General features: G+C 69.9%; 11 protein-coding genes. 8 read left to right on the plus strand and 3 right to left on the minus strand.

Annotated features, from left to right (window positions below; genetic code table 11):
- The first annotated feature begins 86 nt into the window (after positions 1-86).
- Entirely contained in the window at positions 87-2483 is a 2397-nt protein-coding gene (pcrA, locus tag GPY60_RS04800) for a DNA helicase PcrA (RefSeq protein WP_156686495.1), read from the plus strand.
- A 69-nt stretch (positions 2484-2552) separates the two neighbouring features.
- Here pcrA and GPY60_RS04805 read toward each other — a convergent pair whose 3' ends face one another.
- Both GPY60_RS04805 and GPY60_RS04810 read right to left on the minus strand, forming a co-directional pair.
- On the minus strand, positions 2553-3101 hold the full coding sequence (locus GPY60_RS04805; protein ID WP_231639338.1) for a hypothetical protein: 549 nt from the start codon (positions 3099-3101) through the stop codon (positions 2553-2555).
- A gap of 1 nt (position 3102) precedes the next feature.
- Positions 3103-4212, minus strand: coding sequence for a M23 family metallopeptidase (locus GPY60_RS04810; protein WP_370462647.1), 1110 nt, complete (start codon positions 4210-4212; stop codon positions 3103-3105).
- Positions 4213-4487: 275 nt separating this feature from the next.
- Here GPY60_RS04810 and sucC point away from each other — a divergent pair, with 275 nt between their 5' ends.
- The 3 genes from sucC to GPY60_RS04825 all read left to right on the plus strand — a co-directional run bounded on the left by sucC (position 4488) and on the right by GPY60_RS04825 (position 8231).
- Positions 4488-5651 carry an ADP-forming succinate--CoA ligase subunit beta gene (gene sucC, locus GPY60_RS04815; RefSeq protein ID WP_156686497.1) on the plus strand — a complete coding sequence of 388 codons (1164 nt, stop codon included), beginning with the start codon at positions 4488-4490 and terminating at the stop codon, positions 5649-5651.
- A gap of 12 nt (positions 5652-5663) precedes the next feature.
- Positions 5664-6566 carry a succinate--CoA ligase subunit alpha gene (sucD, locus tag GPY60_RS04820; protein ID WP_156686498.1) on the plus strand — a complete coding sequence of 301 codons (903 nt, stop codon included), beginning with the start codon at positions 5664-5666 and terminating at the stop codon, positions 6564-6566.
- Positions 6567-6701: 135 nt separating this feature from the next.
- Positions 6702-8231, plus strand: coding sequence for an acetyl-CoA acetyltransferase (locus tag GPY60_RS04825; protein WP_156686499.1), 1530 nt, complete (start codon positions 6702-6704; stop codon positions 8229-8231).
- 87 nt (positions 8232-8318) lie between these two features.
- Here GPY60_RS04825 and GPY60_RS04830 read toward each other — a convergent pair whose 3' ends face one another.
- Positions 8319-9167: an LLM class F420-dependent oxidoreductase gene (locus GPY60_RS04830; RefSeq protein ID WP_156686500.1), complete on the minus strand. Its 849-nt coding sequence runs from the start codon at positions 9165-9167 to the stop codon at positions 8319-8321.
- A 195-nt stretch (positions 9168-9362) separates the two neighbouring features.
- Between GPY60_RS04830 and GPY60_RS04835 the strand changes: the two genes are divergently transcribed.
- From GPY60_RS04835 to purH, 4 genes are all read left to right on the plus strand, one after another.
- A complete protein-coding gene (locus GPY60_RS04835) occupies positions 9363-10295 on the plus strand; it encodes a DUF5336 domain-containing protein (protein WP_156686501.1) in 933 nt (310 codons plus the stop codon).
- Positions 10296-10343: 48 nt separating this feature from the next.
- Complete coding sequence (locus tag GPY60_RS04840) at positions 10344-11654, plus strand: cell division protein PerM (RefSeq protein WP_156686502.1); 1311 nt, start codon at positions 10344-10346, stop codon at positions 11652-11654.
- Positions 11655-11774: 120 nt separating this feature from the next.
- A complete protein-coding gene (purN, locus tag GPY60_RS04845; RefSeq protein ID WP_156686503.1) occupies positions 11775-12422 on the plus strand; it encodes a phosphoribosylglycinamide formyltransferase in 648 nt (215 codons plus the stop codon).
- On the plus strand, positions 12419-14002 hold the full coding sequence (purH, locus tag GPY60_RS04850) for a bifunctional phosphoribosylaminoimidazolecarboxamide formyltransferase/IMP cyclohydrolase (protein WP_156686504.1): 1584 nt from the start codon (positions 12419-12421) through the stop codon (positions 14000-14002). The genes purN and purH overlap by 4 nt, the downstream gene beginning before the upstream one ends.
- Positions 14003-14054: the final 52 nt, after the last annotated feature.

The raw sequence follows: 14054 nt of genomic DNA on the forward strand, positions 1-14054 counted from the left end.
CAGTCTCGCGGCATGCCACTTGAGCTCGCGCCGCGCGGTGCCGTCTGCCCACGCGTGTCGGCGGGCGGCGGTAAGTTTGGACAGACATGAGTGTGCACGCAACCGATACCCGGGCCGCCTCCGACGCCGACCAGCTGCTGGAGGGCCTCAACCCCGAACAGCGCCAGGCCGTGGTGCACGAGGGATCGCCCCTGCTGATCGTGGCCGGCGCCGGCTCGGGCAAGACGGCGGTGCTGACCCGGCGCATCGCCTATCTGATCGCAGCGCGCGGCGTCGGCGTCGGGCAGATTTTGGCGATCACCTTCACCAACAAGGCCGCCGCGGAGATGCGCGAGCGGGTGGTGCGGCTGGTCGGCAACCGGGCCCGCGCGATGTGGGTGTCGACGTTCCATTCGACGGGCGTGCGGATCCTGCGCAATCACGCCACCCTGATCGACGGCCTCAACTCCAACTTCTCCATCTATGACGCCGACGATTCGCGGCGCCTGCTGCAGATGATCGGCCGCGACATGGGGCTCGACATCAAGCGATACTCGCCGCGCCTGCTGGCCAACGCGATCTCCAATCTGAAGAACGAGCTGATCGACCCGGCCCAGTACGTGTCGGACCTGTCGGACGCCTCCGACGACCTGGCCCGCACGGTCGCGTCGGTGTACGCCGAATACCAGCGGCGGCTGCGGGCGGCCAACGCGCTGGACTTTGATGACCTCATCGGCGAGACCGTGGGGATCCTGCAGACCTTCCCGCAGATCGCCCAGTACTACCGGCGCCGGTTCCGGCACGTACTGGTCGACGAGTATCAGGACACCAACCACGCGCAGTACGTGTTGGTGCGGGAGCTGGTGGGGCACGGAGGTTCAGCGAGGCTCGCCGGAGGCGAGGCGAAGCTGGGACCGCCGAACGAGCACGGCGGTTCAGCGGTGGGTGAGCACTCGCCCGACGACGTGCCGCCGGCAGAACTGTGTGTGGTCGGTGACGCCGATCAGTCGATCTACGCGTTCCGCGGCGCCACTATCCGCAACATCGAGGACTTCGAACGCGACTACCCGGACGCGACAACCATTCTGCTGGAACAGAATTACCGTTCGACGCAGAACATCCTCTCGGCGGCTAACTCGGTGATCGCCCGCAACGCGGGGCGGCGCGAGAAGCGGCTGTGGACCGACGCGGGCGCCGGGGAGCTGATCGTCGGCTACGTCGCCGACAACGAGCACGACGAGGCCCGGTTCGTGGCCGAGGAGATCGACGCGCTGGCCGACCGCGGCGAGATCACCTACAACGACGTCGCCGTCTTCTACCGCACCAACAACTCGTCGCGGTCGCTCGAAGAGGTGTTCATCCGCGCCGGGATCCCCTACAAAGTCGTTGGGGGAGTGCGGTTCTACGAGCGCAAGGAGATCCGCGACATCGTCGCCTACCTGCGGGTGCTCGACAACCCGGGCGACGCGGTCAGCATGCGGCGCATCCTCAACACCCCGCGCCGGGGCATCGGCGACCGCGCCGAGGCGTGTGTGGCGGTGTACGCCGAGAACACCGGCTCGAGCTTCGCCGACGCGCTGGTGGCCGCGGCCGAGGGCAAGGTGCCGATGCTGAACACGCGCGCCGAGAAGGCGATCGCGGGCTTCGTGGAGCTGCTCGACGACCTGAGGGGCCGCCTCGACGACGACCTCGGTGACCTCGTCGAGTCGGTCCTCGAGCGAACCGGGTACCGCAGGGAGCTGGAGTCCTCGACCGACCCGCAGGAGCTGGCCCGGCTGGACAACCTCAACGAGCTGGTCAGCGTCGCACACGAATTCAGCATCGACCGGGCCAACGCGGCCGCGCTGGACGAATCGACGCCCAAGGACGAGGACGTGCCGGACACCGGCGTGCTGGCCGAGTTTCTCGAGCGGGTGTCACTGGTCGCCGACACCGACGAGATCCCCGAGCACGGGGCGGGCGTGGTCACACTGATGACGCTGCACACCGCGAAGGGCCTCGAGTTTCCGGTGGTGTTCGTGACCGGCTGGGAGGACGGGATGTTCCCCCACATGCGGTCGCTGGACGATCCGACCGAACTGTGCGAGGAGCGGCGCCTGGCCTACGTGGGCATCACGCGGGCGCGTCAGCGCCTCTACCTGAGCAGGGCCATCGTCCGGTCGTCCTGGGGACAGCCGATGCTCAACCCCGAGTCGCGTTTCCTCCGGGAGATTCCGCAGGAGCTCATCGAGTGGCGGCGAACCGCGCCGGCCCCGTCGTTCAGCGCGCCGGTGAGCGGCGCCGGCCGGTTCGGGACGCCGCGGGCGGCGCCGACTAGGTCGGGGGCGAGCAAGCGGCCGCTACTGGTGCTGGAACCCGGCGACAGGGTGACGCACGACAAGTACGGGCTGGGCCGGGTCGAGGAGGTGTCCGGCGTCGGCGAATCGGCCATGTCGCTCATCGACTTCGGCAGCTCGGGCCGGGTCAAGCTGATGCACAACCACGCGCCGCTCAGCAAGCTGTAGGCCCGCCGAACGTGAAGTCAGGGCGGCTATTTCGCTGATTTCCCGCCCTGAGAACACATTCGGCGCAATTCAGGCCTGCACCCAGCGTTTGGTCGGAGGAATTAGTACCAGGACCGCCGTGGCGAGCGGCAGCACAGGCAGTAGCTCCACGATCCACGCGACACGGGCGCCGGCGATGAAAATTCCGAGGTAGGTCAGGAAACCGACGACCGCGCCGACCAAAAGGAGCCAGCGGCCGACGGGCCGGCGCTGCAGCAGCAGGATCACCCCGGAGATCGTGGTGGCCGCGAACACGAGGGCCAGGAACGCGACGGCGATGCAGAACAGTCGGTCGGTCCGCCACCACCCGGCGATCAGGTCGGTGGCCACCACCGACGTCGCCCAGCCGCTGACGATGCTGACGGCGCAGGCGGCGACGGCGGTCCGGCCGCTCGGCTCCACGGCGGGCGTGCCGCGGACGGGATAGCCCGCCGGCTGCGGGGGGATCAGGGTGGTGGGCGATTCGGGGGCGGTCGGGATGGGACCGGTGGGCGCGCGCCTGATGATCCGCGTCCGCGATTCCGAGGGCGACTCGGCGTGCGGTTGTGATGCGGGGGGTTGTGGGTTGGGCGCGGTCACCCTAACCAGCGTAGTTGCCTACGTTAAGTCCACGCTTTGCGAGCCACGGCACGGGGTCGATCCGCTCGGTGCCGCCTTGGAGCACCTCGAAGTGCAGGTGGGGGCCGGTGGAGTTACCCCGGTTGCCCATGGTGGCGATCTGGTCGCCGGCCATCACGCGCTGCCCGACGCTCACCAGCGTGGTGTTGACGTGGCCGTAGAGCGTGACCGTGCCGTCGGCGTGGCGCAGCTTGACCAGCATCCCGTACCCCGACGCGGGTCCGGCGTCGATGACGACGCCGTCGGACACGGCGTAGATCGGCGTCCCGATCGAGTTGGCCAGGTCGATGCCGGCGTGCAGCACGCCCCAGCGGTAGCCGAAGTTCGAGGTGAAGATGCCCTTCGTCGGCATGACGTAGAGCGGTTGCTGCAGCCGCGCCTCACGCTCGGCGCGGTCGTTGGCGAACGCCACCCCCTTGGCCAGCTCCTGGTTGTGCACCGCGACGCTGGCCGCGGGTTGCACGGCGATCACCTGGGCGCCGCGAACGGTGCTGGCCTCCGAACCGCCGCCGAGCGTCGACGCGCTGGCGGCGAGGACTGGCTCGGTCGTGTGGGTGTCGGCGTGGCCGGTCGCCGCGTGGGCCGCCGCGGCGGCGGCGCCGGCGGCCATGGACGCGATCATCAGCCGCCCCTTGGCGGCGCTGGTCGGCTGCTTGCGGTGTTGGCCGCCGCGCCGGATCACGGGAATGACGTCGGTGTCGCGGAACGCGTCCAGGAAGCGGTCCCGGGCCGAGTCGCGCTCGAAGCGCGCGTCGACGGCCACGACACGGGTGACCGCCTCGTCGGGCGCGGCCAGGCGGAGGGGGGCCGGGTCGTCGGCGTCGCTGAGGTCGTCCAGCTCGGGGGCCCGCAACACTTGCGCCGCGTTGTCGAACGTGGAGTCGTTGCTGAAGTCGAGGTCGTCGAGATCGCGAGCGTCGTTGAAGTCGAGGTCGTCGAAGTCGAAACCGTCGAGCGGCAGGATCTCCGTGACCTCGTTGCGGTGGGCTTCGGTCCACCGGCCGCCCGCGGAGCGACCGACCCGCACGACGCCAGAAGCCACAGCAGGAGTGGCAAAACGGTTCAGGGACAAGCTGAAATGTCCTCGTATCGTGACCATAACGTTATCTGGACCCTAGGGACCGTAACGGTTAACCGACGGCGCTGGCAACCTCGGCCGACGATTCCGACCGGAATTGTGAACTGGATCACCTTCCATGCCAGCGGGTATGCCGTGACCTGTGCCACAACGGTGGACGCGACGGTAGCAGCCGTTCGAGGGGTGGATACAGTTCCTCCGTGCGAGTTGCCGTTACGGCACCGCCTACGTACTGGCCTAGCAGCAAGCCGAGCGAAGACAGTGAGCCCATGGACCTTTTCGAGTATCAAGCTAAAGAATTGTTCGCCAAACACAACGTACCGACTACGCCCGGACGGGTGACGGACACCGCCGAGGGCGCACGCGAGATCGCCACCGAGATCGGCCGACCGGTGATGGTCAAAGCGCAGGTGAAGATCGGTGGCCGCGGCAAGGCCGGGGGCGTCAAATACGCCGCGACGCCCGACGAGGCCTACGAGCACGCCACGAACATCCTCGGGCTGGACATCAAGGGCCACGTCGTCCACAAGCTCCTGGTCGCGGAGGCCAGCGACATCGCCGAGGAGTACTACATCTCCTTCCTGCTCGACCGCGCCAACCGCACGTACCTCGCCATGTGCTCCGTCGAGGGCGGCATGGAGATCGAAGAGGTCGCCGCGACCAAGCCCGACCGGCTCGCCAAGGTCCCCGTCGACGCCGTCAAGGGCGTCGACCTGGCAACCGCGCGGTCGATCGCCGAGCAGGGTCACCTGCCCGCCGAGGTGCTCGACGCGGCCGCGGTGACCATCAACAAGCTGTGGGAGCTCTTCGTTGCCGAGGACGCCACCCTGGTCGAGGTGAACCCCCTGGTCCGCACGCCCGACGACCAGATCCTGGCGCTCGACGGCAAGGTCACCCTGGACGCCAACGCCGACTTCCGCCACCCCGAGCACGCCGAGTTCGAGGACCGCGCGTCCACCGACCCGCTCGAGCTGAAGGCCAAGGAGCACGACCTCAACTACGTCAAGCTCGACGGCGCCGTCGGCATCATCGGCAACGGTGCGGGCCTGGTGATGTCCACCCTCGACGTCGTCGCCTACGCCGGCGAGAAGCACGGCGGGGTCAAGCCGGCCAACTTCCTCGACATCGGCGGCGGCGCCTCGGCCGAGGTGATGGCCGCGGGCCTGGACGTGATCCTCAACGACAAGCAGGTCAAGAGCGTGTTCGTGAACGTCTTCGGGGGCATCACGTCATGCGATGCCGTCGCCAACGGGATCGTGACCGCGCTGAACATGCTCGGCGACGAGGCCAACAAGCCGCTCGTGGTCCGGCTTGACGGCAACAACGTCGACGAGGGCCGCCGCATCCTGGCCAAGGCCAACCACCCGCTCGTCATCCAGGCCGACACCATGGACGAAGGTGCCGACAAAGCCGCCGAGCTGGCGAACAAGTAAGGGAGCCAACACATGTCGATCTTCCTGAACAAGGACTCCAAGGTCATCGTCCAGGGCATCACCGGCGGCGAGGGCACCAAGCACACCGCGCTCATGCTGAAGGCCGGCACGCAGGTGGTGGGCGGGGTGAACGCGCGCAAGGCCGGCACCACCGTCTCGCACGTCGACGCGAAAGGCAAGGACGTCGAGCTGCCGGTGTTCGGCAGCGTCGCGGAGGCGATGAAGGAGACCGGCGCCAACGTGTCGGTCGGCTTCGTGCCGCCGAAGTTCGCCAAGGACGCCATGATCGAGGCCATCGACGCCGAGATCCCGCTGCTGGTGGTCATCACCGAGGGAATCCCGGTGCAGGACAGCGCGTATGCGTGGGCCTACAACGTCGACAGGGGGCAGAAGACGCGCATCATCGGACCGAACTGTCCCGGCATCATCACCCCCGGCGAGGCGCTGGCCGGCATCACGCCGGCCAACATCAGTGGGCCCGGTCCCGTCGGCCTGGTGTCGAAGTCGGGCACGCTGACCTACCAGATGATGTACGAGCTGCGCGATTTCGGCTTCTCCACCTCGATCGGCATCGGCGGCGACCCGGTGATCGGCACCACCCACATCGACGCCATCGAGGCGTTCGAGAAGGACCCCGACACCAAGGTCATCGTGATGATCGGTGAGATCGGCGGCGACGCCGAGGAGCGGGCGGCCGACTACATCAAGGCCCACGTCTCCAAGCCCGTCGTCGGCTACGTCGCGGGCTTCACCGCCCCCGAGGGCAAGACCATGGGCCACGCGGGCGCGATCGTGTCCGGTTCGTCGGGCACCGCCGCCGCCAAGAAGGAGGCCCTGGAGGCCGCGGGCGTGAAGGTGGGCAAGACGCCGTCGGAGACGGCGGCGCTGGCCCGGGAGATTCTGAAGAGCCTGTAGACGGAGGGGCTCCCCCCGAGGGGGGCCCACGGGCGAACGCAGAAGCCCCCGCACGCACGGCGTGTCGGGGGCTTTGGCGTCTTGCGGGTGGCCCGGTTGGCGAGGCGCCGTCACCCTCAGGTAGATAGTTGAACTATGAATCTTGATCCGCGAACGCCGGTCGTCGTCGGCGTCGGGCAGGCCGCCGAGCGCATCGACGACCCCGACTACCGGGCGATGTCACCCGTGGAACTGGCCGCCGCCGCGGCCCAGGCAGCGCTCGCGGACTGTGGCGCCGACGTCGGTGCCGTGGCGGCCGCCGTCGACACCGTCGCCGGCGTGCGGCAATTCGAGATCTCCGGACCGGTGGCCAGCGCCGTGCTCGGTCGGTCCAACAACTACCCGCGTTCGGTGGCCAAGCGCATCGGCGCCGACCCGGCCCGCGCGATCCTTGAGATCGTCGGCGGGCAGGGGCCCCAGCACCTGATCAGCGAGCTGGCCGGCGAGATCGCGGCGGGGCGCTCGCAGGCGGCCATGGTCTTCGGCTCCGACGCGACCTCCACCCTGCGGCACTTCGCCAAGGCCGACGACAAACCCGACTTCACCGAGACGGTGGACGGCGACCTCGAAGACCGCGGGACGGGAATCGAGAAATTGATCTCGCGCTACACGGTCATCCACGGGCTGACCAGCGCCCCGATCCAGTACGGGCTGCTGGAGAACGCTCGACGCGCCGGAACCGGGCTGAGCCCTGCCGAGTACCTCCAAACGATGGGCGAACTGTTCGCGCCCTTCACCAAGATCGCCGCCAGCAATCCTTATGCCGCGGCGCCGGTCGAGCGCACCGTCGACGAGCTGACCACCGTGACCGAGACCAACCGGATGATCGCCGAGCCGTACCCCCGGCTGCTGGTCGCCCGCGACCAGGTCAACCAGGGCGCCGCCGCCCTGCTGATGTCGGTGGAGTCGGCGCGCCGCCTCGGGGTGCCCGAGGACAACTGGGTGTACCTGCGCGGGCACGCCGACCTGGAGGAGCAGGCGCTGCTGGCGCGCCCCGACCTGGGGCGCGCGCCGTCGGCCGTGATGGCGGTGCGCGAGGCGCTGGTCATGGCCAACATCGGCATCGACGACGTCGCCACCTTCGACCTGTACAGCTGCTTTCCGGTGCCGGTGTTCAACATCTGCGACGGCATGGGGCTCGCCCCCGACGACCCCCGGGGCCTCACGCTGACCGGCGGGCTGCCGTTCTTCGGCGGCGCCGGCAACAACTACTCGATGCACGCCGTCGCGGAGACGGTGACCCAGATGCGCTCCGCGCCGGGCTCGTTCGGCCTCGTCGGCGCCAACGGCGGCATCTTGAGCAAGTACTCGGTGGGCATCTACTCCACGACTCCGGGGCAGTGGGAGCCGGACCGCAGCCCGGCGTTGCAGGCGCAGGTCGCCGGCTGGCCGACGCAACCGGTGACCGAGAGCGCCGACGGCCGCGGCGTCGTCGAGACCTACACCGTCCGGCGTGACGACGGGCGGCCTACCGGGATTATCATCGGCCGGCTGGACGACGGCAGCCGCTTCCTGTCGACCACCGAGGACGACGACCTGATCGCCCTGCTGATCGACGGGGATCCGCTCGGGCGTGCAGTGCGGGTGCGCTCGTTCGACTACGGCAACCGCTGCACGCTGGCCTGAGCAGGCCGCGTTCCGCGACACGTAAACCACACGACACGCCGTGGAGGTACGCAATGGTTTACGTTTCGCGGATCCCCCGAGGAGTCGTCAGACCAGAGCCGCCAGCTTGCCGGCCAGCCGCTCCACGTAGGCGGCGATCTCGTCCTCGGACCGGTCGGGCAGGCCGAAGAGCACCTCGGTGACCCCGAGCTCGGCCCAGCGCGCCAGCTTCTCGGGGACGGGCTTGAAGTCCAGCGCGACGATCTGCGGGGCGCCGTCACGACCGGCGTCCGCCCAGACGTCCTGCAGCAGCTTCACCGGCTCGTCGATGTCGAAGTCGCGCGGCGTGGTGATCCAGCCGTCGGCGCTGCGGGCGATCCACTTGAAGTTCTTCTCGTTGCCGGCCGCGCCGACCAGGACGGGAATGTGCGATTGCACCGGCTTGGGCCACGCCCAGCTGGGGCCGAACTTCACGAACTCGCCGTCGTACGCCGCCTCCTCCTCCGTCCACAGCGCCCGCATCGCCTCGATGTACTCGCGCAGCATGGTGCGGCGGCGGCCGGGCGGCACCCCGTGGTCGGCGAGTTCATCGGTGTTCCAGCCGAACCCCACACCCAGGCTGACCCGCCCGCCTGACAGATGGTCGAGGGTGGCGATGCTTTTCGCCAGCGTGATCGGGTCGTGCTCGACGGGCAGCGCCACCGCCGTCGACAGCCGCACCCGCGACGTCACGGCGCAGGCGGCACCCAGACTCACCCATGGGTCCAGCGTTCGCATGTAGCGGTCGTCGGGCAGGGACGCGTCACCCGTCGTCGGGTGGGCGGCCTCCCGCTTCACCGGGATGTGCGTGTGTTCCGGCACGTAGAACGTCGTGAAGCCGTGGTCGTCGGCGAGCTTGGCGGCCGTCGCCGGCGAGATGCCGCGGTCGCTGGTGAAAAGTACGAGGCCGTAGTCCATGTCCAGAATTAGAACGTGTTCTAGCTGCGCGGGGCAAGCGGGCCCGCCGTCCGGCGGGGCGGTCGGCCCGGCGGGGCCCTCCGCGCGTGCGCTAGCGTGGTTGGTCGATCGCGTCTTACGGGGAGGCGGCGCGGCGGGGAGCACAGCGTCGGACCCCATCGGTACTTCGAGGCACTGGAAGCAACAGGAGGACTCATGACCTACTCGCCCGGTAGTCCCGGATACCCACCCTCTCAGCCCGGCGGCTCGTACGCGGGCAATTCGCCGTCCTTCACCAAGGACGACGACGGCAAGAGCAAGTTGCCGCTGTACCTGACCATCGCCGTCGCGGCCCTCGGGTTCCTGGCCTACCTGGCCAGCTTCGGGCCGATCTTCACGGTCAACGTCGACATCGGCAACGGCGTGTCCGGCGAGGGCACCACGGTCGGCGTGTCCCTGGCGGTGATCGCGGCGCTGTTGGCTGGCCTGCTCGCCGCCGTCAGCCTGGTGCCCAAGGCGAAGACGTACGTGGCGGTGACCGCCGTGCTGGCGGTGCTCGCCCTGCTGCTGCTGGTCTCCGCGGTGGTCAACACCGGCAACGGCGTCTCCATCGGCTGGGGGCTGTGGCTCGTGCTGGTCGCCGTCGTGCTCGAGGCGCTCGCGGCCGTCGGCGCGCTGCTCCTCGACGCCGGGGTCATCACCCCGCCGGCGCCGCGGCCCAAGTACGACCCGTACGCCGGCCAGTACGGCCAATACGGGCAGTACGGCCAGTACGGCCAGCAGCCCTACTACGGTCAGCCGGGCCCGCAGTCCCACAACCCGCAGCAGCAGGGCTACGGGGCGCAGTACGGCGGCTACCCGTCGAGCCAGGCTCCGACCCAGAGCGCGATCCCGACCACCGGCGGCTTCGCCGCCCAGCCGCAGTCCGGCCCGCAGCCCTCGGCGCAGCACCACGGGACGAACACCCCGCCGACCGGGTTCCCCAGCTTCAGCCCGCCGCCCTCGGCCGGCTCCGGCGCGTCGGGTTCGGAAGCGGGGTCGGCCCCGGCCAACTACTCCGGCCAGTCCAATCCCTCCGAGGGCCAGCAGAACTTCGGTCAGGGTCAGCAGCAGTCGCCTTCGTCACCCTCCGGGCCCGCGCCGTCGTAACCGCGCGCTTCCGCGCCTAGCCGGGGACGTGCGCCTAGCGTGACACGGGTGGAGGACAACCGGGCTGCGGGCGCTCGCCAGGCGCGTGACCTGGTCCGGGTTGCGTTCGGCCCGGCGGTGGTGGCGCTGGTCGTCATCGCCGCCGTCACGCTGATCCAGTTGCTGATCGCCAACAGCGACATGACCGGCGCCCTGGGCGCCATCGCCAGCATGTGGCTCGGCGTGCACCAGGTGCCGATCTCGATCGGCGGCCACGAACTGGGCGTGCTGCCGCTGCTGCCCGCGCTGCTGATGGTGTGGGGTACGGCGCGCAGCACGGCGCGCGCCACCTCGCCGTCTTCGTCGTGGCTGGTGGTGCGCTGGGTGATCGCGTCGGCGCTGGGCGGACCGCTGCTGATGGCGGCGATCGCGCTGGCGGTCATCCACGACGCCTCGTCGGTGATCACCGAACTCCAGACGCCCAGCGCCCTGCGCGCGTTCGTCAGCGTGCTCGTGGTGCACGCGACCGGCGCGGCCATCGGGATCTGGTCCCGGGTGGGACGGCGGGCGCTGGCCGCGTCGCCGTTGCCGAACTGGCTGGGCGACTCGCTGCGCGCCGCGGCCGCGGGGGTGTTGGCGTTGCTCGGGCTGTCCGGCATGGTGACGGCCGGGTCACTGGTCGTGCACTGGGCGACGATGCAGGAGCTCTACGGCATCACCGACTCGATCTTCGGCCAGTTCAGCCTCACCCTGCTCTCGATCCTGTACGCGCCCAACGTGATCGTCGGCACCTCGGCGGTCGCGGTCGGTTCGAGCGCGCACCTCGGCTTCGCGACGTTCAGCTCGTTCACCGTGTTCGGCGGCGACATCCCGGCCCTGCCGATCCTGGCCGCGGTGCCCAGGCCGCCGCTCGGGCCGGTGTGGGTGGCGCTGCTGATCGTCGGCGCCTCGTCGGGCGTGGCCGTCGGGCAACAGTGCGCGCGGCGCGCTCTCCCGCTCGTCGCGGCCACGGCGAAGCTGCTGATCGCCTCGGCGGTCGGGGCGGCCACGATGTCCCTGCTCGCGTATGGCGGCAGCGGGCGGCTGGGCAACTTTGGCGACGTGGGCGTCGACCAGGGCACCTTGGTGGGCGGGGTGTTCTTCTGGTTCGCAGCGGTCGGCGGGGCGACGGTGTTCCTGGCCGGCGGTATCCGGCGGCGGCCGAGGCGGCCCCGGCCCAAGCCCCAGCCCATGCCCGTCGCGGCCGAAGAACCGGCCGACTTCGCGGGCGTCTTCGAGGGCGAGGAAACCGTCGTCGAGGACGCCGCCGAAGCCGAGGTTCCCGAGACGGTCGACGGTGAAGCCCCGCCGCCCGAGGAACCCGAGCGCCGGCCCGACTGAGCAGGTAGCGATCGAGCCCGCGGTGACGGCATCGAGCCTGCGCGCAGCGCGTCGACACGCCGGGGGGCAACGCGCTGGACGCAGGCTCGGCGCAATGAGCCTCACCAGTAGGCTCGCCGTGTGCAAGAACCGCTCCGCGTGCCCCCCAGTGCACCGGCGCGGGTCGTGGTCCTGGCCTCGGGCGCGGGCTCGTTGCTGCGTTCGCTACTCGACGCCGCCGTCGGCGACTACCCGGCCCGGGTCGTCGCCGTCGGCGCCGATCGCGACTGCCCGGCCGTCGACATCGCGGCGACGGCGTCGCTGCCCACCTACACCGTCCGGCTGCGCGAGCACCCCGACCGCACCGCCTGGGACAGCGCCATCACCGCCGCCACCGCCGCCCACGCGCCGGACCTGATCGTCTCTGCGGGATTCATGAAAATCCTTGGCCCGCAGTTTCTTTCGCAATTCTATGGGCGCGTCATCAACACCCACCCGGCCCTGCTGCCGGCGTTCCCCGGCGCGCACGGCGTGGCCGACGCGCTGGCCTACGGCGTCAAGGTCACGGGCTGTACGGTGCACCTGGTGGATGCCGGGACGGACACCGGACCGATACTGGCGCAGCAATCCGTTCCGGTGCTCGACGGCGACACCGACGAGACTCTGCACGAGCGCATCAAGGTCGTCGAACGCGGGCTGCTGGTGGAGGTGGTGGCCGCGATCGCGACGGGCGGCCTGACGCTGGTCGGAAGACAAGCGACGATCGGACGAAAGGTGACGAACCCATGAGCACCGACGACTGGCGCGATGCGGCGAGAAGGCCCATCCGCCGCGCCCTGATCAGCGTGTACGACAAGACCGGGCTCATCGATCTCGCGCGCGGTCTGACCGCGGTGGGCGTCGAAATCGTCTCGACGGGGTCGACCGCGAAGACCATTGCCGAGAAAGGGATTCCGGTCACGCGCGTGGAGGAGCTGACCGGCTTTCCCGAAGTGCTCGACGGCCGGGTGAAGACCCTGCACCCGCGGGTCCACGCCGGTCTGCTCGCCGACCTGCGCAAGCCGGAGCACGCGACGGCGCTCGAGGAGCTCGGGATCGCGGCGTTCGAGCTGGTCGTCGTCAACCTCTATCCGTTCAGTGAAACCGTCGACTCGGGGGCCAGCATCGACGAGTGCGTCGAGCAGATCGACATCGGCGGGCCGTCGATGGTGCGGGCGGCCGCCAAAAACCATCCCAGCGTGGCGGTGGTCACCGACCCGCGCGGATACGACGGCGTGCTGGCCGCGATCCGCCACGGCGGTTTCACCCTCGGGGAGCGCAAAAGGCTGGCCGCCCTGGCGTTTCAGCACACCGCGGAGTACGACATCGCGGTCGCCGGCTGGATGGAGTCGACGCTGGCGCCCGAGCATCCCCCGACGGCGTTTCCCCGATGGCTCGGCCGCAGCTGGCGCCGCGAGGCCATGCTGCGCTACGGCGAGAACCCGCACCAGCAGGCGGCACTGTACAGCGACCCCGGAGCGTGGCCCGGCCTGGCGCAGGCCGAGCAGCTGCACGGAAAAGAGATGTCCTACAACAACTTCACCGACGCCGACGCGGCCTGGCGGGCCGCCTTCGACCACGAGCAGATCTGCGTGGCGATCATCAAGCACGCCAATCCCTGTGGGATCGCGACCTCGTCGGTGTCGGTCGCCGACGCGCACCGCAAGGCGCACGAATGCGACCCGCTGAGCGCGTTCGGCGGGGTGATCGCGTCCAACACCGAGGTGAGCGTGGAGATGGCCGAGTATGTGAGCACCATCTTCACCGAGGTCATCATCGCGCCCGCCTACGCGCCCGGGGCCCTCGAGGCGCTGACGCGCAAGAAGAACATCCGGGTGCTCGTCGCCTCCGAGCCGCTGACGGGCGGCACCGAACTGCGGCCGATCAGCGGTGGCCTGTTGGTGCAGCAACGCGACGAACTCGACGCCCATGGCGACAACCCGGCCAACTGGACACTCGCCGCCGGCTCGCCGGCCGACCCGGCCACGCTGAGCGACCTCGTCTTCGCGTGGCGCTCCTGCCGGGCGGTCAAGTCGAACGCGATCGTCATCGCCGGGGGCGGCGCCACGATCGGGGTGGGCATGGGCCAGGTGAACCGCGTCGACGCCGCCCGGCTGGCGGTCGAGCGGGGCGGTGACCGGGTCCGGGGCGCGGTCGCGGCGTCCGACGCGTTCTTCCCGTTCCCGGACGGGCTCGAAACGCTGGCGGCCGCCGGCGTCAAGGCGGTGGTGCATCCGGGCGGCTCGGTGCGCGACGACGAGGTGACCGCCGCGGCGGCCGGCGCGGGCCTCACCCTCTACCTGACGGGCGCTCGTCACTTCGCGCACTGAGCGTCAAACGTTGCCTCGACTGCTGACGGTTGCGCGATGCACGGAATTCGCG

Origin of the sequence: Mycobacterium sp. Marseille-P9652, assembly GCF_902652685.1 — a bacterium.
Taxonomy (GTDB): Bacteria; Actinomycetota; Actinomycetes; order Mycobacteriales; family Mycobacteriaceae; genus Mycobacterium.

Bases quoted from the DNA above. Each gene is read 5' to 3' on its own strand.
- pcrA (WP_156686495.1), top strand. From the start codon at position 87: ATGAGTGTGCACGCAACCGATACCCGGGCCGCCTCCGACGCCGACCAG.
- sucC (WP_156686497.1), top strand. From the start codon at position 4,488: ATGGACCTTTTCGAGTATCAAGCTAAAGAATTGTTCGCCAAACACAAC.
- sucD (WP_156686498.1), top strand. From the start codon at position 5,664: ATGTCGATCTTCCTGAACAAGGACTCCAAGGTCATCGTCCAGGGCATC.
- GPY60_RS04825 (WP_156686499.1), top strand. From the start codon at position 6,702: ATGAATCTTGATCCGCGAACGCCGGTCGTCGTCGGCGTCGGGCAGGCC.
- GPY60_RS04830 (WP_156686500.1), bottom strand. From the start codon at position 9,167: ATGGACTACGGCCTCGTACTTTTCACCAGCGACCGCGGCATCTCGCCG.
- GPY60_RS04835 (WP_156686501.1), top strand. From the start codon at position 9,363: ATGACCTACTCGCCCGGTAGTCCCGGATACCCACCCTCTCAGCCCGGC.
- purH (WP_156686504.1), top strand. From the start codon at position 12,419: ATGAGCACCGACGACTGGCGCGATGCGGCGAGAAGGCCCATCCGCCGC.